Below are 23,655 nucleotides of genomic sequence, written 5' to 3'. Positions count from 1 at the left end.
TTGCGTTCCCTGGAACACCCCTCATCCGACCTCGCTTTGCGAGGCCACCTTCTCCCACAAGGGGAGAAGGGAAGGACTCCACTGTCATCGCTTGAAGCAGTCCGCTTGCCACCAGCCCCGCCTTTGGTGTAATCGCTCCGCACACTCGAACGTCTTGAAAGGAGGGCTGCGTGTCTTTCGACCACCACCGTCAGCGCGGCCCTGTCGCTGCCCTGCGAGCTTGCTTGCAGGGCTGACCAGAGACGGTCCGGGTTCTCCCGCTTCGATTTTCTTGGTCTGCCCTTCGTGGTGCCGCAACGCCTGTTCTGATGGCCAGCCTGCGCACCGTTAAAGTGCATCGAACCGGACCTTTATTCCGGGCAGACCAGAGAAATCCACATGGCCCTGATCAGCCTCAAATCCCTCGGCGTCACCATGAGTGCGCCGCTCTTCTCCAATCTCGATCTCACCATCGGCACCGGCGATCGGCTCGGCATCGTCGCCGCCAACGGCCGCGGCAAATCTACCTTGCTGAAGTGCCTGACTGGCGAAATGGAGCCGACATCAGGCGACATCACCCGCACCCGCGGCCTCCGGGTCGGCTATGTCGAGCAAGCCGTTCCCGCAATGCTGGCCGAGCGCGGCTTTCAGCAGGTGGTGGCCGACGCCTTGCCGGCCGAGCAGGCCGAAAGCGAGCAATGGCGCGTCGATGTGGTGCTCGACTCCCTCGACGTGCCTGAGCCGATGCGCGAGCGGCCGATGCGGGCGCTGAGCGGCGGCTGGCAAAGGCTGGCGCTGATCGCCCGAGTCTGGGTCACCGATCCCGATGTCCTGCTTCTCGACGAGCCGACCAACCATCTCGATCTCGCCAAGATCAGCCAGCTCGAAACCTGGCTGAACGCGCTGCCGCGTGAGGTGCCGGTGGTGATTGCCAGCCACGACCGCGCCTTCCTCGACGCCACGACCAACCGCACGCTGTTCCTGCGCCCTGAGCAGTCGTCGGTGTTTGCGCTGTCCTATTCCAGGGCGCGCGACGCTTTGAGCGAAGTCGACGCCTCGACGGAGCGCAAGTTCCAGCGCGACATGAAGGTGGCGCAGCAATTGCGCCGGCAGGCGGCCAAGCTCAACAACATCGGCATCAACTCTGGCAGCGACCTGCTGACGGTCAAGACCAAGCAGCTCAACCAGCGCGCCCAGCGCCTCGAGGAGGTCGCGGCACCGGCGCACCGCGAAAGATCGGCGGGCGCGATAAAGCTCGCCAATCGCGGCACCCATGCCAAGGTGCTGATCACGCTGGACGACGTGGTGGTCGAGACGCCTGACGGCAGGCTGCTGTTCAGGACCGGCAAGCGCCATATCTGCCAGGGCGACCGCATCGTCCTGCTCGGCCGCAACGGTGTCGGCAAGTCGCGGCTCATCAGCCTGATCAGAAATGCCATCGTCGAGCCGGATATGGCAGCGCAAGGCGTGAAGGTAACGCCGTCGACGGTGCTCGGCTACAGCGACCAGGCGCTGTCAGGCATCAGTGGCGAAGACACGCCGCTGGCGATGCTCTCGCGCAGCTTCGATGTCGGCGAGCAACGCGCCCGCTCGCTGCTCGCCGGTGCGGGCGTCAGCATCGACATGCAGGAGCGCAGGATCGGCGTGCTGTCGGGCGGACAGAAGGCGCGGCTGATGATGCTGGCGCTGAGGCTCGCCAATCCCAATTTCTACCTGCTCGACGAGCCGACCAACCATCTCGACATCGATGGCCAGGAAGCACTGGAAGCAGAATTGCTGGCCCATGAGGCAAGCTGCCTGCTTGCCTCGCACGACCGCTCCTTCATCAGGGCGATCGGCAACCGCTTCTGGCTGATCGAGAAGCGGCGGCTGGTCGAGGTCGACAGCCCGGAGGATTTCTTCCGATCGGTGGCAGAAACGCGCGGTTGAAGCTTTGCTCCAAAAAATTCCGACGGTCTGTCGGATCATGGCCGCGCGCCACGTCCTTGGGATGCCGACACGATGATGCCGGCGCCAATCGAGGAGAGAGCATCATGTCTATTCTGTCATCCGTAGGTCGCATAGCGACCCGTTACTCGGCGGCTCGCGCCCGCTACCGCAGCGAGCGCGCCATCCTTTCGTTGCCGATCGAACTGCGCAAGGACATCGGCTGGCCGGAAATCGTCATCGACCCACAGAACAGCCCGCGGATTGGCCTGGCTCCTTGACAAGAGGGCTCCTTGACAACGGGGCTCCTTGACAAGAGCCGGCCGTCGCACGGTCGGCACCAAAAAAGCGCGTCGGCCATGTAGGATCGCCGCTGCCGCATTCGTCCTGTGGTTCGCAACGCCTAACCAAAGAGGAGCAAGACATGAACGATCAGCCCCAGACCCAGCCTGCCGCGAAAGTCCTCGGTGGATTGACGCCCTACCTTCAGCTGGACGGCGCCTTCAAGGCTTCAGAATTCTATCAGAAGGCCTTCGGCGCCGAGCAGGTCTTCTTCTACCCGCCGGACGAGAAGGGCCGGACGATGCATATCCATCTCCACATCAACGGTTCGACGCTGATGATTTCCGATTTCTATCCCGAGCATGGAATGGCGGCGGTGAAGCCGCAGGGCTTCACAATGCAGCTGCATCTCGGCAGCGACGACATCGACGCCTGGTGGCAGCGCGCCGTCGACGCCGGCTGCACGGTCGGTACGCCGCTGCAGGTGATGTTCTGGGGCGACCGCTGGGGTCAGCTGACTGATCCTTTCGGCGTCGAGTGGGCGATGAACGCGCCGGTGAAGGCAGCGTAGCGCATTCCTTCCTTCTCCCCTTGCTTGTGGGAGAAGGAAAATCCCACAATCAAGGAGAACCACAATGTCCTATGTCGATGGCTTCGTACTCGCCGTGCCGAAGGCAAATCTCGATGCCTACAAGAAGATGGCGCAGCTCGGCGGCACCGTCTGGAAGGAGCATGGCGCGCTCGCCTATGTCGAATGCATAGGCGACGACGTGCCCTATGGCGAGGTCACCTCGTTTCCGCGCGCCGTGCAGGCCAAGGACGACGAGGTCGTCGTCTTCTCATGGGTCGTCTATGAATCGCGGCAGAACCGCGATGCAGTGATGGCCAAGGTAATGGCCGACCCACGCCTGAACGGAGAGCTATCGGCGATGCCCTTCGACAGCAAGCGCATGATCTTTGGCGGCTTTCAGCCCTTCATTGAGCTGTAGGCCCGCAACGCATTACGCTAGCCGGTCAAGCAGCGGCTTGAGCCGATCGCCGTAGCGCTTCCACAGATCGACCGAGCCCTGGTACATCGGCTGGCGCACTTGCGCCGCCGAGGCTGTACGCACGGGACGGTCGGTCTCGTGGAACGACAGCACTCTATCGTCCCACGGCAGGCCGAGATGAGCGATCAGCGCCCGCGTCTGCCCTTCCTGGTCGGCGACGAAATCCTCATAGCGCACATCGTGCACGACACCGGGCAGCACGGCGTGCCAATGCGCCATGATGTCGGTGTAGAGATTGTGGAAGTCGGCGAGCTCGCCGAGATCGTAGCCATAACGGTGAGTGTCGCCGCGGAAATGCACCTTGTAGATCGACAGGCAGGTCGCCGCCGCATCGCGCACGCAATGGATGATCCTGGCCTTCGGCAGCATCAGACGGATAAAGCCGATAAACAGAAAGTTGCCTGGCATTTTGTCGGTGACATGGCGGACATGCGGATAGCGGGCATGCAGCATATCGAGGTAGGCCTGCCCGGCATCGGCAAAATCCGTGTCGGGTACATCGGATACGCCCCAGGGAAAGCCACCTGGCATGGTTGACGGAAACTGCTTGCCGACCACCGTCTTCAAAATACTGAGCTCGCCGGCGCCATAGACCTGGGGATGGCTGGCGATGATCTGTTCGACCAGCGTCGTGCCCGAACGCGGCATGCCGACGATGAAGATCGGCGCATCGTCGGCGGTTGCGCTTGGCTTATGCTTTTCGAAGAAGCTGGCATCGAACACCGATTTCATCGCCTCGAATTCGGCCCGCGTCCTCACCGGATCATAATCGATGCCCTTGCGGCGGATGGCATTACCTTCGGCGAAATAATCAAAGGCGCGCGGGTAATCTTTCAGGTCGTCATTGGCCTTGCCGAGGCCGAAGGCAAGCTGCATGCGCGCCAGGCTGTCTTGCGGCGCCTTGGCATGCTGCGCCTCCATGCCGGCAAGCTCGGCGTCGGGCTCTTTCTGGCGCTTGACCTGCGTCAGCATCAGCCAGGCCCGGGCCATGCCGGGATTGACGGTCAGCGCCTGGCGGAACAAGTCAGTCGCTTCGTCGAGCTTGCCCTTTTCCATCAGCCCGACGCCCAGCCCGTGCAGCAAGTCGGCATCCTTAGGCCGGATCGTCAGCGCTTCCCGAAAGACGGCAAGCGCCTCATCGAGCCGCCCGGCCTCCTGCAGCGTTTCGGCAAGCCCGATGCGGGCGCGAACATGGAACGGGTTGCGACCGAGGGTGCCGCGATAGATCTCCTCTGCGCCCTCGAACTGTCCCATCTGCTTTAGCGACGAGCCGAGATTGTCGCGCGCCGCAAGCTGGTCCGGGCGCAGCGCCACCGCGCCACGGAAGAAATCCACGGCTGCACTGACTCGGCCGAGGTCGCGCATCACCGTGCCGAGGTTGTTGAGGAAATCCGGATTCTTGGGTTGCAGGCGCACCGACTGTTCGAGGAGATCCAGTCCTTCGGCGCTGCGACCGGTCTGGTGCAGCAGAAGCCCTAGAAAATGCGCTGCCGCCGCGTGGTTGGCCTTTTGCGCCAGCACCTGCCGGTAGAGCATCTCGGCTTCCTGCCGGCGCCCCGCCTGATGCAATTGCAGCGCCTGCTGCACACGCTGGTCGAGCCCCAGCGGCGGCTGTCCGCCTGAGCCGAAATTGGCGCCCGCGCCTGCCGGTCTTCTCGGATCTCTGTTGATGGGAAACCTGCCGTGTTTTGTCCGCCTGCCGCGATCTAGGCCATCGGCGCGACAGGTTCAAGGGGTCGCAGGCCAGCTTACCGGAAATCGGCCCGGGTCAATACATACATGTTCCTGCGGCCGTGCGAATAGGCTTCGCGCGCGACATCCTGGATCGACGAGCGCTCCGCATCGAACGCGCTGAGATACTCGGCTTCGGCTCCGCTCGTGGCCGTTGCCGCCGAAAGCGCTGCAATCTCCACAAAGAACGGCACTTCGAACATGCCGTCATGGCCGACGAAACGAATGCGCTTGGCCGCCGCGTCGTAGGAGCGGCTGCGGTTGGGAAAATTGAGCGTCACACTCAAGCTCCTTGATTAGTGGCAAAGCCGGCCATGTCAGATCAGGCGGTGGGTTTCGGCGAGCTGACGCGCCCGCCGCACCGTGCCGTCGGTGTCGGCAATCCTGCGCCTTGCTGCCTCGTCACTTCTTATCGTCAGCCGCGCGGATATGACTTTTGTGGGCTTGATGATCGGCTTGATTGTTACGGTCGAGCCATCAGGCGTTTTCACGGAAACCATGGATTTTCCTTTCAGACATAAATAAAAATTAATACCGGGATGAAATTTTCCAGCACAATTTCAGACAATTCTTGTGAAGAGTTTGGACCGTATCATCATTCTACAAATATCACTAGAAAAGTAATTTCGCCGCAAGATCGTCACCGGGCATGAATCTTCTTGAATAAACCGCAATTTCGGATTAATGAATTGAGATCGTTTTTTGGGCCAAGCTTGGCATCTCGCGGCGTCAGAGGTTCTCGACCCGCCAAACTCATTCCAGATCGCCGATACCCAAATTGCCGATATAGGGACGCACGACACTCTAAGTCCCAGTGCCGCAAAGCGGGCACTACTTTATCGGAATCACGCCGGGAACGAGACTTCGAGGCACGAGAATGTCTGGCCGAACTACCCATTCCATCGCGCATTTCGAGGCGCCCTTCATGCTTGGCGGCCTGGAGGGAAAGTTGCCGGCCGGCGACTACGACATCGACCACGATGAGGAGCTTATCGATGGCATGTCATGGCTTGCCTGGCGCCGTGTCGCCACCTTCATCCATCTGCCGGCGAGAACGGTGAAAAGCCAGACCAGCCAATTGGTCGCCATCGACCTCGCCGAACTCGAAACCGCGCTGAGGCGCGACCAGGAGAATGCCGCATGATCCGCTTCCAGCAGAACGCGCGCCCGCGCACCGACACGCCCGCGCATCTTTTCGCAATCGGCCAGACCGTTCGCATGAAGAGCCGCACCGGCCTTGTCCAGAAGACCGCGGAGCTGTTCCAGATCAAGAGCAAGCTGCCGGTCAAGGACGGCTCGCCGCAATACCGCATCCGCAGCGACGAGGAGACCCATGAGCGGGTCACCACGGAAGATAATCTCGAAGTGGCCGACAATCCGAGCGCCTAGGCCCTCGTCGACCGCCACCACCACGTTCATCAATCACGAGGACCAAGAAATGGCCAAGGGTCAACAGCGCAGCAACCGCGAGACACGCAAGCCCAAGAAAGACAAGGCGGCGGCAAAGCCGGCCTCGCCCTTCGGCTCGGCCGTCAAGCAGGCGGAAGCCGGTTTGAAGCCGAAGTCCAAGGGCTAGCGCTCCGAAGCGCCGCGCGCGCCTCACCATGCTTGTGCACCTAAGCGGCTTTGGTGCACCCGCAGGACTGCGTCGCCGCAACACGGAGGCGTGTTTGAACTTCGTTGTCGAGTTCTATCGATCGCGCGACGCCGACGAAGCGATCCTCGACAGGGTATCACTCGAGGCGCCGAACCTGCGCGCCGCCCTGCAGGGCGCCACTGAGCTGTTCCGCTCGCTGGCGATGCCGCAGATCCCGGACCGCCTGCGCATTTCCGACGAAGACGGCAGCGAGCTCTATGCCGGCCCGGCCGATGGAGCGTATCCAGCGGACGGATGAGCAACACTGCATTCATTCAGCCACTAGCGGTTCTGCTTTTGATAGAATCGCCGAACCGCTCTAAGTATTTGTTCTTACGCAATTCCCCAGGGAAAGCGCTACGCGCTTTTCCCGGGAAAACCGCCACGCACCTTTTCCTGGAATTGCTCTAGCGGATCCAATTAAAGATCACGTAACGTCAAAAGCCATATAAGGTCCGCTGGAACCGGGCCCGATCACGGTTGGCTGCCCGGCAGGCCGCGCACGAAATCGTCGCTCGCAGCCAAAGGCAGGGAGGCGCACATGGACAGGCCGCGCATCATCGTGACTGCGGTGGTGTTGGCCTTGCTCGGCGCCATCGTGCCTATCGCGGCGATGTTCCACTTTTCATGGGTTCTGGCGGTTCAAGAAGAACATCAACGGCTGGATCTGTTCGCCAACCGCGCGATCGCCAGGGCCAGCATATCGCTCAAGGATGCAACCGACTCATTGCGTGAGATCGACCGGTTCACCGGCGACCGCTGTTCGGTGGGCCACATTGCCCGCATGCGGCAGCTCACCATCAACACCCGCTCGATCGAAGAGATGGGCTATTTCGAAACCGGACTGCTCAAATGCACATCCTGGGGCTCGACCGAAGGACGCGTTGCGCAAGCCGCACCGGATTTCACCACCGCAGACGGCGTTGCCGTCACTGCCCGGATACAGCCCCTGGCCGACCAGGGCCATCCGCTGATGGCCCTGCACTACAAGCACCATAATGTCCTTGTCGATCCTCTGCGCTTTGTCGACATTGTCGTCGATCCCGACATTCAGCTTGCCCTCGCGACCGACACCGGCGTCCTGCTCAGCGCGTTGAACGGGCCTGATCCCGCCCGCATCGCCAAGATCATCGCCACCCCGGGCAAAGGCCTGGATGACGGCCATCTGTTTGCCACGGCGCGCGGGACGGACTGGATCGCCGTCGCCACCGAACCGGAAAGCCAGATCGTGGACAGCGTGCGCAGGCGGCAATTGCTGTTGCTTCCTCTCGGCGTTTTCATTGCCGCCTTCATCATCGGCATGGTTGCCTGGTTGTCGCGGCGGCGGCTGTCGCCGCTGGGAGAATTGCAGATTGCCGTTCGCAAGCACGAGTTCATCGTCCACTATCAGCCGATCGTCGAGCTCAGGACCGGCAATTGCGTGGGGGCCGAAGCGCTGGTGCGCTGGAGACGGCCCGACGGCTCGCTGGTCCGGCCCGATCTTTTCATCCCGCTGGCCGAAGAGAGCGGCCTGATCGCGGCAATCACCGATCAGGTCATAGCCCTTGTCGTTTTGGACCTGAAAAAGCTTCTTGTCGCCAATCCTTCCCTCCACATCGCGATCAATCTCAGCCCGGCCGACGTCAGAACGGCAAGGGTCCTTCCGGTCATCGAAAAGGCCCTGCAGCACACCGGAATTCAGCCTCGGCAGATCTGGCTGGAGGCGACGGAGCGCGGTTTCGTCGACGTCGATTCAGCGCGCTCGACCGTCATTCGCGCCCGCGAGCTTGGCCACGCGGTCGCAATCGACGACTTCGGCACAGGCTATTCCAGCCTGTCCCACCTCGAAGGCCTACCGCTCGATGCGCTGAAGATCGACAAATCGTTCATCGACACGATTGCCACGGATTCCGCCACCAGTTCCGTAACGCCGCATATCATCGACATGGCCAAGACGCTGAAGCTGAAGATCATTGCCGAGGGCGTGGAGACGCAGGCACAGGCCGACTATCTGATGGAACGCGACGTCGACTATGGTCAGGGCTGGCTGTTTGCCAAACCCATGCCCGCGGCCGAGTTCATCGCCTATTGCCGCAAGGCGAGGCTGTCGGCGTAGAGGCAAGTGGCTGCCCTTCGCCCGCCTATGTCCAGTTGATAGATGGCCCCTCCCCGTCGCCGGACGGGGAGGAAACCAGCCCTTAGCAGGGACCGTCGTCGACGATGCGATAATCGGCGGCGCGGGCCTCGCATGCGTTGGGGAAGGTGCGCAGGTCGCCACGGCGGCGTGCACAGACAGGGGCATACTCGCGGGTGCAGAATGTCTGCTCCTCATCACCACCGCCACCGCCGCCGCCGTCACGGCACTGGCCGTCGCGGATGATGCGATACCCGGCTCGCTCGGCAAGGCAGGCATTGGCGAAGGTCTGGCGGTCGCCGCCACGCCGGGCGCAGACCGGATCATATTGCTTGGTGCAGAATTGCGGCCCGGGCCTTGGCGGACGGTACCCCGGTCCTTCGTCCACCACCACCGCGGTACAGGCCGCAAGAACTGCCGACAGCAACAGGATGGCAAAACCCTGCCGCGAGAAGATTGCCGCAAGAAATTTCATGACTATACCTCCCTCAAAGCCCCGCTCCAATGCATGTCGCCCAAAGCATGCCCACGGGCCTGATCCGAGGGTGCGCAGCGGTTTGGGATAACGACATGCACAAGAAAATGCAAAACGCGCTCTACTCCAAGCCGATCCTCGCCATTCCACCGCCAAATGCAACCCCTGTTTGCAAGCTCTCTGCCCGCTGGACCATGCGTGGGCGGGCACTGGCCGATGACCGGACGAGCACCCCAGCCTATCGGTGCCATGCGTCGGAATGCGCCCGACGGGAGGCCCGCGGGCGCTACCTTGCAACGATCACCTTTCCGTGCGATAAATTTCGTGTTCGGGCATTTGCGACCCGGAGAGCGGAACGTTTTGGACGACCTTTCCCCGATACTGTGAATCTCTGACGGCCCCGTTTTTCGGCGGGGGGTTTTGACCATGCGCCAATGCATGACTGCCGAAGCAACCACCGGGACTTGCCCACGGCGTCAGGCGGCGGGCAAACCACAAGACTGACACGGGTGAAGGAGTTTCCCCAATGGCCCAGACCGGCACCGTTAAGTTCTTCAACGCAACCAAAGGCTTCGGCTTCATCACGCCAGATGACGGCGCCAAGGACGTGTTCGTCCACATCTCCGCGATCGAGGCTTCGGGCCTGCGCACGCTCGTTGATGGCCAGAAGGTCACCTTCGATGTCGAGCCGGACCGGATGGGCAAGGGGCCGAAGGCGGTCAATCTCCGCGCCGACTGAACCGTCGCGCGCACGTCCGCTCGGACGTGCTCAGGGACTGTGCCTGAGGTCTCCACAGGCCTTGTGCCGGCTTTCAGCGCCGGATCCGAGTTTTCGAAGGCGCGGCGGTTTTCGTCGCGCCTTTTTTCGTGCCCGGGTGGGCAAGCCAATGCGCGCAAAACTTTCTCTTGCCGATGACGCTAAAATAAACGACAAATTTCCACTCGGGCATTTGCCGGCCCGAGACTGGACTTGATGGGATCAAAGGAGCTTCCCATGCCGCAGACCGGCACCGTCAAATTCTTCAATCATGCCAAAGGCTTCGGCTTCATCACGCCGGATGATGGCGCGAAGGATGTCTTCGTCCACATTTCGGCCGTGCAGGCGTCGGGTCTTCCCGGTCTTGAGGATGGGCAGAAGGTAACATTCGACACCGAGCCGGACAAGCGCGGCAAGGGTCCGAAAGCCGTCAACCTGTCGATCGGCTGAGCCGGGATCGAGACAGCATCGGACGGATTCCGCAGGGCAAGTCCGCTCCTTGTTGAGCGTGCGATATTTGTGGCTCGCGCCAAGCCTGATCGATGAATGTCGACTGGTCCCAGCCCGCCAATTTCGTTCAGCCCCCGTTCAGCCACGGTCGCCTACTAGTCTTCGATAAGCCGGACCGCATCCCCAAATTACCCGGGCCGGCACGAAGGAGACCGAGATGAACCGAATTTTCAAGACCACCATCCTGTCCGCCGCGATTGTCGCGACCACGCTCGCGACCTTGCCCGCGGCCAGCGCCGGCGACTGGCGCCACCGGCACCACCATCGTGGCAATGGCAATGGCGACGCGATCGCGGCAGGCGTCCTTGGCCTCGCGGCCGGCGCCCTGATCGTTGGTGCGCTCAACAACCCGCAGCCCAGCTATTACGATCCCGGGTATGATGATTATGGGCGTTATCCACGGCCAGCCCCGGTGCGCCGCTACTACGCGGAACCGCGGGTCGCCTATAATGATGGTTACGCCGAGCCATGGACCCGTGGCTGGTATGAATATTGTTCGGATCGCTATCGCTCGTTCAACTCCCGGACCGGCACGTTCACCGGCTATGACGGCGAACAGCATTTCTGCACCGCCAACTAATACATGTCGCCCAAAAGCATGCGCACGGGCCTGACCCCAGGGGGCATAGCGGTTTTAAAGCGCAAAGCGCTTTAAGGCCTCCCCAGCCCTAAAAAAGCGCTGTCCGCATGGCCAGCGCTTTTTTGTTGTCGGCATGCGCAAGACAAGGGCCTGACGCGCATCGCATGAGGCGCCTCAGATGCGACGCGCTTTAAATCAGGAATGGATTGCTCCGGCGCTCCTCACCGAAGCGACCGCCGGGACCATGGCCGCAGATGAAGCCGACGTCGTCGCCGAGTGGCAAAAGCTTGTCCTTGATCGACGCGATCAGCGCGGCGTGGTCGCCGCCCGGCAGGTCGGTGCGCCCGACAGACCCACGGAACAGCACGTCGCCAACATGGGCGAACTTCGCAGCGCGATTGTAGTAGACGACATGGCCGGGCGCGTGACCCGGGCAATGAAAGACCTCGAACGCGTGCTGGCCGAACGAGACGGTATCGCCTTCGCTGAGAAAGCGGTCGGGCATGCAATTGCGCACCGGATCGGTGATGCCGTAGAGTTTTGCCTGGTTCTCGAGGTTGGCAAGCAATGGACGGTCGGCCTCATGCGGGCCGATGATCTGGACGCCGAGCGCCTCCTTCAGCTCCATGGCGCCGCCGGCATGGTCGATATGACCATGCGTGATCCAGATCGCGCCGGCGTTGATCGCGTTATCCTTTAGCACCGCCAGCACCTTGTCGATGTCGCCGCCCGGATCGACGACGACGCCTTGTCTGTCGTCCATGTCGAAGAGGATGGTGCAGTTTTGCTGGAAGGCCGTGACCGGCACGATACTGGCATTGAGCTGACCCATGATCGTCCTTTCGCTGTGTCGCCCCTGATGTAGAGACACATGCAAACGGCGTCCACCGTTGGCACGGACACAAAAGAAATGGGCGGCCGAAGCCGCCCATGCGAAAGCCCGAAACCGCCAAGCTTACTTCTTCATCGCATTCATGACCGCGCCGATGATGGCCGTCAGAATGGCGCCACCACCAGCACCGCCGACGATGTTTTGCAGATTCAGCGCGCTGCCCAATCCGCTAGTTGCCGCTGCGGCTGCAGCCGGATCGATCGTACCGCCGCCGAGCAGGCTGCCGAGGATCGCCGCGCCGCCGACGCCGCCAACGGCGCCGCCCAGAATTTTGGGAAGCTGACCCATTGCCGCTGTCTTGATCGCCGCGCCAACCGCCTGACCACCGATGATACCCGTAATCACCTGAATAATGATCGGAAGAAGCGTGTTCATGTCCATGTTACCAGTCCCTCCATAGCTGCCAGCCTCCCGGGCCGACACCATCATGAGACGCCGAATTGGACGAAAGTCAAATGCAGAAGTGCTTAAATAAAAGGGGCAGCCCGAAAACTGCCCCTACTTGTTAAAAAAGCTGTGACTTTCGTTATTCTGCGGCGATCGCATGCTTGGGTTGAACGGCCGCAGAATAGTCGTTCATCAGAGTCTTGGCGATTTCACCCACCTCGAATCGGTATTGACCGATCTCTGAAACGGGCGTCACCTCGGCCGCGGTCCCGGTGAGGAAGCACTGCTGGAAGCCTTCGAGCTCTTCCGGCATAATGGTGCGCTCGATCACCTCAAAGCCGCGATCCTTGGCAAGACCAATGACTGTACGGCGGGTGATGCCGTCGAGGAAGCAGTCGGGGGTGGGTGTGTGGATCTTGCCGTCCTTGACGAAGAAGATATTGGCGCCGGTCGCTTCCGCAACCTGGCCGCGCCAGTCGAGCATCATGGCGTCGGCATAGCCCTTGGCTTCGGCGGCATGCTTGGACATGGTGCAGATCATGTAGAGGCCGGCAGCCTTCGATTTCGACGGCGCAGTGCGCGGATCGGGGCGGCGCCATTCGGCCAGATCGAGACGGATGCCCTTCAGCTTCTGTGCCGGATCGAAATAGCTCGGCCACTGCCAGATGGCGATGGCGCAGTTGATCCGGCTGTTTTGCGCCGAAACGCCCATTTGTTCGCTGCCGCGCCAGGCGATCGGCCGGACATAGGCATCCTGAAAGCCCTGCTTCTTCAACAGCGTGCGGCAGGCGTCGTCGATCTCGGCAACCGAATAGGGAATCTTGAAGCCGAGCAGACGTGCCGATTCATGCAGGCGCTCGCTGTGGTCGGTCAGTTTGAAAATCTCGCCGCCATAGGCGCGCTCGCCCTCGAACACCGCGCTGGCGTAGTGCAGGCCATGGGTCAACACGTGGATCTTGGCGTCGGCCCATTTGACGAACTCGCCGTTCATCCAGATAAAGCCGTCCATTTGGTCAAAGGGAACGGATGCCATGGTAACCTCCCGCGGGCGGCCGCCCGCACATCGTTGTGTCGTTGCGCGTTTCTTATCAGCCGCACCGGGCGGCCGGTATCTCGAAGCGTAGGCGGATATATAAGGTCTGGCAAACACAGGAAGTTCCGGAAAAACGGCTTTCCCTTGCCTTTTCGTTCGCAATCCGCCGAAAAGCTTGTCAAAAATTACCATTGCCGGGAAATTACGTCAATAGTACTGACATAATTTCCCTTTCGCACGGAGAAAAGATGACGGATCGCAGCCACCCAGCCGGAAAACCGATCAGGACGGCGGTCACCGACGAGGACGGCATCGACTTTGCCATCATCGAATTGTTCTTCTTCGCCTATCGCGATTTTACCTCCGATCCGGACCAGATCCTGTCCGATTATGGCTTCGGCCGCGCCCATCACCGGGTTCTGCATTTCGTCAATCGCAGGCCGGGCCTGACGGTCGCCGAACTCCTCGACGTGCTGAAGATCACCAAGCAGAGCCTGGCACGCGTGCTCAAGCAACTGATCGACACCGATCATGTCGTCCAGTTGCAGGGCCCGCGCGACCGCCGCCAGCGCGAACTCTATCCGACGGCCAAGGGCCGCGCCTTGGCGCTGGCGCTGGCACGGCCACAGTCGCGCCGCATCCATGCTGCATTGGAAGATTTCGGAGCCACCGAACGCGCCTTGATCGAACGCTTCCTGGAAGCGATGGTCAATCCGGAACTAAGGGCGCAGATCGACATTGTGCCCGCAAAAATGTCAGGGAAAAGCCATGGAGACCATTGAAAGGGTTGATCAACCGGCAGCACCGGATGATGATGCGCCGCATCTGCTGGTGATCGATGACGATACCCGTATCCGCAATCTTCTCAAACAATATCTGACCGAAAACGGCTTTCGCGTCACCGTTGCCGGAAATTCCGGCGAAGCGCGGCGCAAGCTCGCCGGCCTCGATTTCGACCTGCTCGTGCTCGATATAATGATGCCGGGCGAAACCGGCGTCGACCTCGCCAAGGCGCTGCGGGCGACCAAGAACGTGCCGATCCTGATGCTTACCGCGCTTTCCGAGACCGACAGCCGGATCACCGGGCTCGAGGCCGGCGCCGACGACTATCTGCCGAAGCCTTTCGATCCCCGCGAATTGATCCTGCGCATCAACAACATCCTGCGCCGCGGCGGTCCGGCAACGACCCCCAAGGTCGAGCAACTGGTCTTCGGCCCTTACACCTTCCAGATCGCCAGGCGGGAGCTCAAGCGCGGCGGCGAGGCTCTGAAGCTGACGGACCGCGAGCAGGAGATCCTGGCGATCTTCGCGGCGCGGGCCGGCGAAACGATACCGCGCCATGAACTTGTCGGCGACGAGTCCGAAGTCGGCGAGCGCACCATCGACGTCCAGATCAACAGGCTGCGCCGCAAGATCGAACGCGATCCGTCCAACCCGGTCTGGCTGCAGACCGTGCGTGGTATTGGGTATCGGCTCAGCGTGGAATAGACTGCCGCAATGCATGTCGCCGAAAAGTGCGAAGCGGTTTTGGGACGACGACATGCATAAAGTCGAAAATTGCAAGCGCAGCACTGCGCTTGCGGGTCCCTTGTTGAGCTGCAGATGGGCAAAAAGGGCGAATGGCGACCACGCAACTGGAACGGCCGGAAGATAGCGGCTTGAGCGCTCGCGCCAGGCGGGCGCTGAAGGCGGTGCCGCTTGCCTGGAAACGGTTCTGGCGCCTCGTTTCGCTTTACATGCCGAAGCGGCTCTATGCCCGCTCGCTGATCATCGTCATTGCACCGATGATCCTGCTGCAATCGGTCCTCGCCTTTGTCTTCATGGAACGCCACTGGCAGACTGTGACGCAGCGCCTGTCGCAGGCCACGGTCCGCGACATTGCCGCGATCGTCGACCTGGTTGAAACCTATCCGAACGACGCCGACTACGCCAATATCATCCGCATCGCGCAGGATCGCATGCAGCTGAAGATCGACTTGCTTCCGCCCGATCCGCTGCCAGCGCCCGGTCCAAAGCCGTTCTTCTCGATCCTCGACGAAATTCTCTCGTCCGAGATCACCCATCAGATCAACCGGCCGTTCTGGATCGACACGGTCGGCAATTCCAATATCATCGAGGTCCGCGTCCAGCTCGAGGGCAAGGTGCTGCGCGCCTTCGTGCGCCGCAGCCAGGCCTATGCCTCGAACACGCACATTTTCCTGATCTGGATGGTCGGCACCTCGCTGGTGCTGCTGATGATCGCCATCCCTTTCCTGCGCAACCAGATCCGGCCGATCCTGACGCTGGCCGAGGCCGCCGAAAGTTTCGGCAAGGGCCGGCCGATGCCGCGCGATTTCCGTCCGCGCGGCGCCGAGGAGGTCCGCCGCGCCGGCTTTGCCTTCATCCAGATGCGCGAACGCATCGAACGCCAGCTCGAACAGCGCACCGCTATGCTGACCGGCGTCAGCCACGATTTGAGAACCATCCTCACTCGCTTCAAGCTGCAGCTTGCGCTGACCGGGACCAAGGCCGACACCGAGGCGCTCGGCCAGGACATCGATGACATGCAGTCTATGCTGGAAGGCTATCTCGCCTTTGCTCGCGGCGAGGCAACGGAAGACGCCGGCCGTTTCAATCTTGAAGCGTATTTCGAAAAGCTGGGCGAGGAGGCCACGCTGCGCAAGCGCAAACTGTCGACCGCGCTCGCCGGCGATCCAAATGTGCATGTGCGGCCCCACGCCTTTGCCCGGCTGTTGTCCAATATCGTCGGCAACGCCTTCCGTTACGCCAAGACGGTTGAAATCAACGCCAACCATGGCCGCGGCTCGCTGCTCGTCACCATCGACGACGACGGTCCGGGCATTCCGCCCGAAAAGCGCGAGGACGTGTTCAAGCCTTTCGTGCGGCTTGACGAGGCCCGCAACCTCGACACCAGCGGCACCGGCCTTGGCCTTGCCATCGCACGCGACATAGCCCGCAGCCATGGCGGCGATATCATGCTGGACAAGAGCCCGCTCGGCGGCTTGCGCGCCGTCATCAAGGTTCCGGCCTGATTAGAGCGACGTGCGTCCAGTTGGACGCACAAAGTACGCTCTAACGCTTTGAACCTACGCACCGTGCTTTCCGAACCGAAGGTCAGCGCAGCAAAAATCGAATTCGATTTTCGGGACGACGCGCTGCTTTTCTGGCAGCTGCGGACGACCGCCGGTTTGCGCCTTCATCGGCCCGTCATGAAACCATGCTGAAGAGCGCGCATGAAGCGTGCGATCCTGATTGATTCGGCCTTGCGGCCTCGCATCAAGGAAACCGACGACATTTCAAGCAAAGGGCTGCTATGCGCATCCTGATGGTCACCGACGCCTGGCGCCCGCAAGTCAACGGCGTCGTCCACACGCTGGAACGGCTTTCGGAAACCCTGAAATCCTTCGACGTCGAGACGGACTTCCTGACCCCGAACATCTTTCGCACCTTGCCCCTGCCGACCTATCCGGACATCCGGCTGGCGCTGACGACGCCGGGCCATGTCGCGCGCCTGATCGAAGTGCGCAATGCCGATCATATCCATATCGTCACCGAAGGCCCGCTCGGCATCATGGCGCGGCGCTATTGTCGCAAGGCAGGCCGGCCGTTCACGACGAGCTATCACACGCGCTTCCCGGAATATCTTAGCGCGCGGCTGCCTATACCGGAGGCCTGGGCCTACCGCTGGCTTCGCGATTTCCACAATTCCGGACAGGGCACGCTGGTCGCCACCCAGTCGCTGGCGGACGATCTGTCGGCGCGCGGCTTCACCAAGCTGAGGCCGTGGACGCGCGGCGTCGACACCGACCATTTCCGGCCGGACAAGAGGAAGGATCTGGGGCTCAAGGGACCGATCTTCCTCTGCGTCGGCCGCGTCGCGATCGAAAAGAACCTAGCCGCCTTCCTCGATCTCGACCTGCCCGGCAGCAAGGTGATCGTCGGCGAGGGGCCGGAGTTGGCCAGGCTCAAGGCCAGATACCCCGCTGCCCATTTCCTTGGCCACCGCCCGAATGACGAACTGGCCGAGATCTACGCCTCGGCCGATGTCTTCGTCTTCCCCAGCCGCACCGACACATTCGGCAATGTCATCATCGAGGCGCTGGCCAGCGGCACGCCGGTCGCAGCCTATCCGGTGACGGGGCCAATCGACATTGTCGGCGACGGGGTTGGCGGAGCGGTGTCGAATGATTTGCGTGAGGCAGCGCTCGCCGCGCTCCACGTCGACCGCGCTGAGGCGCGCGAACGGGCAATGCGCTATAGCTGGAAAGCCTGCGCGGAAATGTTTCTGGAGACGGTTGAAGAGGCGCTGGGCACCACGCGCAAACTGACACCACCTTTCGTCATCCACGGGCGAAGCGGCGGCGAAGCCGACGCGCAGACCCGAGGATCCATGCCGTGACCTGCGAGCGACCCCTTCGGTGAAGAACTTGTTGGGTTGAGGCGACGAGCCGCACTTGCCCCACAGGAGCGGCCAGAACAACGCGATTCTGGACCGTCCTACTCTTCGACCACTGCTACGGCATGGATTCTCGGGGTTGCGCGTCCGCTTCGCCCGTGGATGACGAAGCTAAAATAATCGGCCGCCATCCGGCACCTTGCGTTCGATCGCGCCAAGCACGACGGCGCCCTCCTCGTCGGGAAAGCCAAGCGTCAGCACTTCCGACATGAAGGGGCCGATCTGCCGCGGCGCAAAATTGACCACCGCGAAGACCTGCCGGCCGACCAACGTCTCGGGCGCATAATATTTGGTGATCTGCGCCGACGATTTCTTCACACCGATGTCAGCGCCGAAATCGATCTTCAGCTTGATCGCCGGCTTTCGCGCCTCGGGAAACGGCTCGGCTTCGATAATCGTGCCGGCGCGGATATCGACACGGTCGAAATCGGCGAAGCTGATCTCGGGCTTGCGCTGGCTGCTCGAGCTCATTGATGGTCAGGACCTGGCTCAGGCGTTTCCATAGGTCTCGAACAGGACGCCGGCCAGCGCCTCCTTGGCCGAGGTTCCCGACCAGACGACGAACTGGAACGCCTGGAAATAGCATTCGCAGGCTTCCAGCGCCGACGACAACAGCACCTCGACCTGCTGGCTCGACGGCTCGACCCCACCGGCAAGCAGCAGCGACTGGCGGAACATGATCGCGCCTTCCTGTTCCCAGAGGTCGAAATGGCCGAACAGCATCTGCTCGTTGATCAGCGAAAGCAGCCGCATCACTTCGAGCGCGCGCGCCTCCGGCACCTTGATGTCGAAAGCGCAGGCCAGATGCAGCGCCTCGAAATCCTCCATCCAGGAAAATGAGACGTGGTAGTCGGTCCAGCTTCCGGCAACCGAAATCGAAATCTCGTCGTCGCCGGCCCGTTCGAAGGACCAGTCGTTGTTGTGGGCCACCTGCTCGATAACATCCACCGGATGAATTTCGCGAGAGAGGTCGAGTTCGAGAAGTTCCATGGAATGCTTCCTGTCGTTCCTTCGCAACGGCCCGAAAATCGGTTCGATTTTCGGAAAGCACGATGCGAACGTTCAAAGTTCTAGAGCGTACTTTGTGCGTCCAAGTGGACGCACGTCGCTCTAGTGAGCGCCACACGCTCCGCGGGCACACACAACGAACAATCTTGTCTAGAACTCGGACGGCCGGGACTTCGTCAACGCAAAGACCCCAGACCGGACCCCACCGCCCGGCGCATGACCCTGCTTCGAATCATGCAACAAATTCAGTCTATTGATCGGGAGTCGCGTGACCAGCCCAATTTTTCGCACTGCGTCATTCGCATGTGGAAAGCCTCTGTCACGAAGATTCACGCAATGCCGGTAAGCGATTCACGTCAAAGCGCTTTTTGCGATTGTGCTTTGTGGAAAAGTTTAACGATTATTTTTTTGATCTGGGCTTTGCCGCAGCCGCAGGCGCGGCCTGCCCGGTCAATTCGGTGAGCTTTGCCTCAAGCGCTTCGAGGCGCGCAGCAAGGCGGGTGTTTTCTTCCCTGGCCTTCGCCGCCATATCGCGTGCGGCCTCGAATTCTTCGCGCTGCACCAGGTCCATCGAGTTGAGAACGCGCTCGGCCTGCCCCTTGAAAGCGGTTTCTACTTCGCGCCGCACCCCTTGCGCGGCACCCGCGGCGTCGGTCATCAGCTTGGCGAATTCATCGAGAATGCGGTTCGGTCCGGTCGACATGGCAAATCCTCGCTTGGTCGATTTGACGTAGTGGCGCGCGACCCGGAATGCAAGCATCCACGTCGCCTTGACCCCGCCAAAACCCTGCCGCATGGTCCGCGCCCGAACGTGATCCGCAACCGGGAGATCCTGTTGAGCGAGTATCTTATGCTGCCGCTGGCGGCCCTGCCCTTCCCCAACATTGACCCGGTCATCGTCCAGATCGGACCGCTGGCGGTGCATTGGTATGGCGTCGGCTACATCGTCGGCATTCTCTTCGCCTGGTGGTATGCCAAGCGGCTCGTCACCAATGCAAGGCTCTGGCCCGACGGCACCGTGCCTATGAAGCCTGAGGATCTCGACGACTTCATCGTATGGGCGGCCATCGGCGTGGTGCTTGGCGGACGCACTGGCTACGTGCTGTTTTACGACCTGCCACGCTACATCGCCCACCCGCTCGATATACTCGCCGTCTGGCAAGGCGGCATGTCGTTCCATGGCGGCCTGCTCGGCGTCATTCTCGCCATGACGCTGTTTTCCTGGTCGCGCGGCATCCGCACATGGTCGCTGTTCGACGTGGTTGCAGCTGGCGTGCCGGTCGGCCTTGGCCTCGTTCGCATGGCGAATTTCATCAACTCCGAACTCTGGGGCAGGCCGACCGATGTTCCATGGGCGGTCGAATTTCCCAATGGCGGCCCATTTGCACGCCATCCGAGCCAGATCTACGAGGCGCTGCTCGAGGGCCTGGTGCTGTTCCTGATCCTGCGCTTCCTCACCCATTCCAGGCTCAAGCTAAAGACGCCGCGCTTCGTCGGCGGCGCCTTCATTTGCGGCTACGGTCTCTCGCGCATCGTCGTCGAATTCTTCCGCGAGCCCGATCAGCAGCTCGGCTATCTCCTCGGCACCGGCTGGCTGACCATGGGCATGGTGCTGTCGCTACCAATGGTGCTTGCCGGCGTCTGGGCGATGGCGACTGCAAAGCCGGTAACACAGCCCCAGCCGGTATGACCCGGCTGAAAACCCGCATCGTCGAGCTGATCGGTGCGGCGGGACCGATCCCGGTCAACCAATACATGGCGCTTTGCCTGTTCGATCCGCAGGACGGCTACTATACGACGCGCGAACCGTTCGGGGCTGCCGGCGACTTCGTCACCGCGCCGGAGATCAGCCAGATGTTCGGCGAGTTGGTCGCTGTCTGGCTCTACGAAGCCTGGCTGGCGACCGGCCGGCCGATGCCGGTCACCATCGCCGAGATCGGTCCTGGCCGCGGCACGCTGATGAAGGACATGCTGCGCACGCTTTCGCGGCTCGATCCGGCGCTGACCGCCGGCGCATCCTTCGCCATGGTCGAGACCAGCCCGCGGCTGATAGATGTCCAAAAGCAAACGCTTGCCGCCACGCCGGCCACGATCGGTTGGCACGAAAGCACGGGCACGCTGCCGCAGACCCCGCTTTTCATCGTCGGCAACGAATTGTTTGACGCTGTGCCCATCCGACAGTTCGTCCGCGCCGGAACAGGCTGGCGCGAACGGATGATCGGCCTCGACGGCGCGGACGAATTGCACTTCTTCGCCGGCGCCGGCTCGGTCGATCCGACGCTGTTGCCGAACGACGCCGAAAATGCGCCACAGGGCGCGATTGTCGAGGTCGCGCCGGCCCGAGCCGCGCTGATGGCGACCATCGCTGAGCGATTGGCCGAGCTCGGTGGCGCTGGCCTATTCCTCGACTATGGCTATCTCCGGCCAGGGATCGGCGACACGTTGCAGGCCTTGCGCAAGCACGATCACGAAGATGTGCTGGCCAATCCGGGCGAAGCCGATCTCACCGCCCATGTCGATTTCGCCGCCCTTGCCGCGATTGTGCGGGCGCACGGCCTCGATGCCCATCTCTCCACGCAAGGCGAATTCCTGGTGGAAATGGGCCTTCTCGAACGCGCCGGCCAACTCGGCGCCAATGCCGATGAGGCGGCTCGCGAAAAGATTGCAGGCGAGGTCGAGCGCCTCGCCGGCCCGCAAGCCATGGGTGACCTCTTCAAGGTGCTTGCCGTCCTGCCTGCCGAAATCGCCGTTCCGCCCTTTGCACCAGCGGATTGACTTTTCGCTGCCGCCTCTCCCACTCTCCCAACTTCCGACTGTCGCCCAACTTTGGACTTTCGCCCATCTTTGGACTGTAGCTTGACGAAATCGCCCACACGGACAACAACGCCGCCATGCTGAATCAGACCAAACCGGATCCCGTTCGGTCGCACTTGCTGGAGAAGGCGCGGGCGCAAGGCATTCGCCACGGCTATTTCACCCGCGTCGGCGGCGTCTCCAGCGGCATCTATCAGGGCCTCAACATCGGCACCGGCTCGAGCGACGACCAGACGCAGGTAGCCGAGAACCGCCGCCGCGTCGCCGACTGGATGGGCGTGCCTTCAACCCATCTCTTGACCGCCCACCAAATCCATTCGCCCGACGTCGTCATCGCCAGGGAGCCTTTTCCCGGCGAGCGGCCAAGGGCCGACGCCATCGTCACCGACCGGCCGGGCATCGCCGTCGGCGCCTCGACCGCCGATTGCGGACCGGTCCTGTTCGCCGATGTGGAGGCGCGTATCATCGGTGCGGCCCATGCCGGCTGGAAGGGCGCCTTGTCAGGCGTGCTGGAAAATACCATTGCAGCGATGGAAGGCCTCGGCGCCCGGCGCGAGCGCATCGTCGCCGTTCTCGGTCCTTCCATCGGCCCAGAAAACTATGAGGTCGGGGCGGAATTCGTCGCCCGCTTCGTCGAGGCCGATGCCAACAACATCCGCTACTTCGCGCCGTCGGCGAAGTCGGGACATGCAATGTTCGACCTGAACCTCTATACGGTCGATCGGCTAAGCCGGGCTGGCGTCACCGCCGACGGGCTTAGCCGCTGCACCTACGCCGAGGAGGATCTGTTCTATTCCTACCGGCGCACCACGCATCGCAACGAGCCGGATTACGGGCGGCAGATTTCGGCAATCGTTTTGGAGACAGAATAATGGCGCTGCATTTCGAACGGTCGGAATTTGACGCGCGGCGCGATCGGCTGATGATCGAGATCGCCGAAAAGAAGCTCGATGCCGTCCTGCTGTTTGCGCAGGAGAGCATGTACTGGCTGACCGGCTACGATACGTTCGGCTTCTGCTTCTTCCAGTGCCTGGTGGTGAAGGCAGACGGTTCGATGATCCTGCTGACGCGCTCGGCCGATCTGCGCCAGGCGCGCCACACCTCGATCATCGACAACATCGTGCTGTGGACCGACCGCGACGGCGCCAATCCGGCGATTGACCTGCGCAATTTGCTCAACGACCTCGACCTGCTCGGCGCCCGCATCGGCGTCGAATACGACACCCACGGCCTGACCGCCTACAATGGCCGGCGCCTGGACGAACAATTGCAAACCTTTGGCCAGATCGCCGACGCTTCCGGCATCGTGAGCCGGCTGCGCCTGTTCAAGAGCCCGGCCGAGATCGCCAAGGCGGAAAAGGCCGCGAGCCTCGCTGACGACGCGCTGGACGCGGCCCTGCCACTGATCAAGCAGGGTGGCGACGAAGCCTTGATCCTTGCCGCCATGCAGGGCGCAATCTTTGCTGGTGGCGGCGACTATCCGGCCAATGAGTTCATCATCGGCTCGGGGGTGGACGCACTGCTTTGCCGCTACAAGGCCGGCCGCCGCAAGCTGACCAAGAACGACCAGCTGACGCTCGAATGGGCCGGCGTCTTCCACCACTATCATGCGGCGATGATGCGCACGGTGCTGACCGGCAAAGTGTCGAAACGTCACCAGGAACTGTTCGATGCGGCGCGCGCCGCGCTTCTGGCCGTCGAGAAGGCGATGACGCCCGGAAATACCTTCGGCGATGTGTTCGACGCGCATGCCCGCACACTCGAGGCGCACAATTTGACCAAGCACCGTCTCAATGCCTGCGGTTATTCGCTCGGCGCCCGCTTCACTCCGTCATGGATGGACATGCCGATGTTTTATCAGGGCAATCCCGAGCCCATCGCGCCAAACATGACGCTGTTCGCCCACATGATCATCATGGACTCCGAAACCGAGACCGCGATGACGCTTGGCCGCACCTATCTGACGACCGAATCGCAGCCGAAGCCGCTGTCCCGCCATGATCTCGACTTGATCGTGCAGTGAATCC

Annotated in this window: 30 protein-coding genes; 20 read left to right on the top strand and 10 right to left on the bottom strand. The window is 61.9% G+C overall.

The window, feature by feature from the left end; translation table 11 throughout:
- Positions 1 to 378: 378 nt before the first annotated feature.
- The 4 genes from CIT25_RS30685 to CIT25_RS30670 all read left to right on the top strand — a co-directional run bounded on the left by CIT25_RS30685 (position 379) and on the right by CIT25_RS30670 (position 3,176).
- Positions 379 to 1,908 (top strand): ABC-F family ATP-binding cassette domain-containing protein, encoded by a 1,530-nt coding sequence (locus CIT25_RS30685; protein WP_095488866.1) that lies wholly within the window; start codon positions 379 to 381, stop codon positions 1,906 to 1,908.
- A 104-nt stretch (positions 1,909 to 2,012) separates the two neighbouring features.
- Complete coding sequence (locus CIT25_RS37015; RefSeq protein WP_095488865.1) at positions 2,013 to 2,186, top strand: hypothetical protein; 174 nt, start codon at positions 2,013 to 2,015, stop codon at positions 2,184 to 2,186.
- Between the two features lie 143 nt (positions 2,187 to 2,329).
- On the top strand, positions 2,330 to 2,758 hold the full coding sequence (locus CIT25_RS30675; protein WP_095488864.1) for a VOC family protein: 429 nt from the start codon (positions 2,330 to 2,332) through the stop codon (positions 2,756 to 2,758).
- A gap of 64 nt (positions 2,759 to 2,822) precedes the next feature.
- On the top strand, positions 2,823 to 3,176 hold the full coding sequence (locus CIT25_RS30670; RefSeq protein ID WP_095488863.1) for a DUF1428 domain-containing protein: 354 nt from the start codon (positions 2,823 to 2,825) through the stop codon (positions 3,174 to 3,176).
- Between the two features lie 12 nt (positions 3,177 to 3,188).
- Here the strand turns inward: CIT25_RS30670 and CIT25_RS30665 are convergent, their stop codons facing one another.
- From CIT25_RS30665 to CIT25_RS30655, 3 genes are all read right to left on the bottom strand, one after another.
- Complete coding sequence (locus CIT25_RS30665; RefSeq protein WP_245330074.1) at positions 3,189 to 4,772, bottom strand: tetratricopeptide repeat-containing sulfotransferase family protein; 1,584 nt, start codon at positions 4,770 to 4,772, stop codon at positions 3,189 to 3,191.
- A 212-nt stretch (positions 4,773 to 4,984) separates the two neighbouring features.
- Positions 4,985 to 5,248 (bottom strand): DUF1488 family protein, encoded by a 264-nt coding sequence (locus CIT25_RS30660; protein ID WP_095488861.1) that lies wholly within the window; start codon positions 5,246 to 5,248, stop codon positions 4,985 to 4,987.
- 36 nt (positions 5,249 to 5,284) lie between these two features.
- Entirely contained in the window at positions 5,285 to 5,467 is a 183-nt protein-coding gene (locus tag CIT25_RS30655; RefSeq protein ID WP_095488860.1) for a hypothetical protein, read from the bottom strand.
- Between the two features lie 377 nt (positions 5,468 to 5,844).
- Between CIT25_RS30655 and CIT25_RS30650 the strand changes: the two genes are divergently transcribed.
- The 5 genes from CIT25_RS30650 to CIT25_RS30635 all read left to right on the top strand — a co-directional run bounded on the left by CIT25_RS30650 (position 5,845) and on the right by CIT25_RS30635 (position 8,698).
- A complete protein-coding gene (locus CIT25_RS30650) occupies positions 5,845 to 6,111 on the top strand; it encodes a hypothetical protein (RefSeq protein ID WP_095488859.1) in 267 nt (88 codons plus the stop codon).
- Positions 6,108 to 6,356: a hypothetical protein gene (locus CIT25_RS30645; protein WP_095488858.1), complete on the top strand. Its 249-nt coding sequence runs from the start codon at positions 6,108 to 6,110 to the stop codon at positions 6,354 to 6,356. The genes CIT25_RS30650 and CIT25_RS30645 overlap by 4 nt, the downstream gene beginning before the upstream one ends.
- A gap of 49 nt (positions 6,357 to 6,405) precedes the next feature.
- Entirely contained in the window at positions 6,406 to 6,543 is a 138-nt protein-coding gene (locus CIT25_RS37010; protein WP_164547135.1) for a hypothetical protein, read from the top strand.
- Positions 6,544 to 6,637: 94 nt separating this feature from the next.
- A complete protein-coding gene (locus CIT25_RS30640) occupies positions 6,638 to 6,862 on the top strand; it encodes a hypothetical protein (protein ID WP_095488857.1) in 225 nt (74 codons plus the stop codon).
- 282 nt (positions 6,863 to 7,144) lie between these two features.
- Complete coding sequence (locus tag CIT25_RS30635) at positions 7,145 to 8,698, top strand: EAL domain-containing protein (RefSeq protein ID WP_095488856.1); 1,554 nt, start codon at positions 7,145 to 7,147, stop codon at positions 8,696 to 8,698.
- 82 nt (positions 8,699 to 8,780) lie between these two features.
- Here the strand turns inward: CIT25_RS30635 and CIT25_RS30630 are convergent, their stop codons facing one another.
- Positions 8,781 to 9,191 (bottom strand): Kazal-type serine protease inhibitor family protein, encoded by a 411-nt coding sequence (locus tag CIT25_RS30630; RefSeq protein WP_095488855.1) that lies wholly within the window; start codon positions 9,189 to 9,191, stop codon positions 8,781 to 8,783.
- Between the two features lie 526 nt (positions 9,192 to 9,717).
- On the opposite strand from CIT25_RS30630, the gene CIT25_RS30625 reads away from it, so the two are divergent.
- From CIT25_RS30625 to CIT25_RS30615, 3 genes are all read left to right on the top strand, one after another.
- A complete protein-coding gene (locus CIT25_RS30625) occupies positions 9,718 to 9,930 on the top strand; it encodes a cold-shock protein (RefSeq protein ID WP_023799871.1) in 213 nt (70 codons plus the stop codon).
- A gap of 255 nt (positions 9,931 to 10,185) precedes the next feature.
- Entirely contained in the window at positions 10,186 to 10,398 is a 213-nt protein-coding gene (locus CIT25_RS30620; RefSeq protein ID WP_006202521.1) for a cold-shock protein, read from the top strand.
- Positions 10,399 to 10,615: 217 nt separating this feature from the next.
- The gene (locus CIT25_RS30615) at positions 10,616 to 11,038 is read left to right on the top strand and encodes a BA14K family protein (RefSeq protein WP_095488854.1); all 423 of its coding nucleotides are present in this window, start codon (positions 10,616 to 10,618) and stop codon (positions 11,036 to 11,038) included.
- 190 nt (positions 11,039 to 11,228) lie between these two features.
- Here CIT25_RS30615 and CIT25_RS30610 read toward each other — a convergent pair whose 3' ends face one another.
- The 3 genes from CIT25_RS30610 to CIT25_RS30600 form a co-directional block, all read right to left on the bottom strand.
- Positions 11,229 to 11,870, bottom strand: coding sequence for an MBL fold metallo-hydrolase (locus CIT25_RS30610; protein WP_095488853.1), 642 nt, complete (start codon positions 11,868 to 11,870; stop codon positions 11,229 to 11,231).
- Between the two features lie 123 nt (positions 11,871 to 11,993).
- Positions 11,994 to 12,311: a hypothetical protein gene (locus tag CIT25_RS30605; protein WP_095488852.1), complete on the bottom strand. Its 318-nt coding sequence runs from the start codon at positions 12,309 to 12,311 to the stop codon at positions 11,994 to 11,996.
- Between the two features lie 145 nt (positions 12,312 to 12,456).
- Positions 12,457 to 13,350 carry a branched-chain amino acid aminotransferase gene (locus CIT25_RS30600; protein ID WP_095488851.1) on the bottom strand — a complete coding sequence of 298 codons (894 nt, stop codon included), beginning with the start codon at positions 13,348 to 13,350 and terminating at the stop codon, positions 12,457 to 12,459.
- 248 nt (positions 13,351 to 13,598) lie between these two features.
- On the opposite strand from CIT25_RS30600, the gene CIT25_RS30595 reads away from it, so the two are divergent.
- The 4 genes from CIT25_RS30595 to CIT25_RS30580 all read left to right on the top strand — a co-directional run bounded on the left by CIT25_RS30595 (position 13,599) and on the right by CIT25_RS30580 (position 17,749).
- Positions 13,599 to 14,132: a MarR family winged helix-turn-helix transcriptional regulator gene (locus tag CIT25_RS30595; RefSeq protein ID WP_164547134.1), complete on the top strand. Its 534-nt coding sequence runs from the start codon at positions 13,599 to 13,601 to the stop codon at positions 14,130 to 14,132.
- Complete coding sequence (locus CIT25_RS30590; protein ID WP_036261013.1) at positions 14,119 to 14,838, top strand: response regulator; 720 nt, start codon at positions 14,119 to 14,121, stop codon at positions 14,836 to 14,838. The genes CIT25_RS30595 and CIT25_RS30590 overlap by 14 nt, the downstream gene beginning before the upstream one ends.
- Before the next feature lie 131 nt (positions 14,839 to 14,969).
- Positions 14,970 to 16,382: an ATP-binding protein gene (locus tag CIT25_RS30585; RefSeq protein ID WP_095488849.1), complete on the top strand. Its 1,413-nt coding sequence runs from the start codon at positions 14,970 to 14,972 to the stop codon at positions 16,380 to 16,382.
- Between the two features lie 281 nt (positions 16,383 to 16,663).
- Positions 16,664 to 17,749, top strand: coding sequence for a glycosyltransferase family 4 protein (locus tag CIT25_RS30580; RefSeq protein ID WP_245330073.1), 1,086 nt, complete (start codon positions 16,664 to 16,666; stop codon positions 17,747 to 17,749).
- A gap of 168 nt (positions 17,750 to 17,917) precedes the next feature.
- Here the strand turns inward: CIT25_RS30580 and CIT25_RS30575 are convergent, their stop codons facing one another.
- From CIT25_RS30575 to CIT25_RS30565, 3 genes are all read right to left on the bottom strand, one after another.
- The gene (locus CIT25_RS30575; protein ID WP_095488848.1) at positions 17,918 to 18,277 is read right to left on the bottom strand and encodes a tRNA-binding protein; all 360 of its coding nucleotides are present in this window, start codon (positions 18,275 to 18,277) and stop codon (positions 17,918 to 17,920) included.
- An 18-nt stretch (positions 18,278 to 18,295) separates the two neighbouring features.
- Positions 18,296 to 18,796: a type III secretion system chaperone family protein gene (locus CIT25_RS30570; protein ID WP_095488847.1), complete on the bottom strand. Its 501-nt coding sequence runs from the start codon at positions 18,794 to 18,796 to the stop codon at positions 18,296 to 18,298.
- Positions 18,797 to 19,214: 418 nt separating this feature from the next.
- Entirely contained in the window at positions 19,215 to 19,517 is a 303-nt protein-coding gene (locus tag CIT25_RS30565) for an accessory factor UbiK family protein (protein ID WP_095488846.1), read from the bottom strand.
- A gap of 132 nt (positions 19,518 to 19,649) precedes the next feature.
- On the opposite strand from CIT25_RS30565, the gene lgt reads away from it, so the two are divergent.
- From lgt to CIT25_RS30545, 4 genes are all read left to right on the top strand, one after another.
- Entirely contained in the window at positions 19,650 to 20,504 is an 855-nt protein-coding gene (gene lgt / locus CIT25_RS30560) for a prolipoprotein diacylglyceryl transferase (RefSeq protein WP_095489213.1), read from the top strand.
- A complete protein-coding gene (locus CIT25_RS30555; protein ID WP_095488845.1) occupies positions 20,501 to 21,589 on the top strand; it encodes a class I SAM-dependent methyltransferase in 1,089 nt (362 codons plus the stop codon). The genes lgt and CIT25_RS30555 overlap by 4 nt, the downstream gene beginning before the upstream one ends.
- A gap of 116 nt (positions 21,590 to 21,705) precedes the next feature.
- Positions 21,706 to 22,500: a peptidoglycan editing factor PgeF gene (gene pgeF / locus CIT25_RS30550; RefSeq protein ID WP_095488844.1), complete on the top strand. Its 795-nt coding sequence runs from the start codon at positions 21,706 to 21,708 to the stop codon at positions 22,498 to 22,500.
- The gene (locus CIT25_RS30545) at positions 22,500 to 23,651 is read left to right on the top strand and encodes a M24 family metallopeptidase (protein ID WP_095488843.1); all 1,152 of its coding nucleotides are present in this window, start codon (positions 22,500 to 22,502) and stop codon (positions 23,649 to 23,651) included. Before pgeF ends, CIT25_RS30545 begins: the two co-directional genes overlap by 1 nt.
- Positions 23,652 to 23,655 lie beyond the last annotated feature (4 nt).

Origin of the sequence: Mesorhizobium mediterraneum, assembly GCF_002284565.1 — a bacterium.
In the GTDB taxonomy this organism is placed as follows: domain Bacteria; phylum Pseudomonadota; class Alphaproteobacteria; order Rhizobiales; family Rhizobiaceae; genus Mesorhizobium; species Mesorhizobium mediterraneum.
The sequence above is the reverse complement of the archived record's forward strand: the minus strand, read 5'-3'. Positions and strand labels throughout refer to the sequence as shown.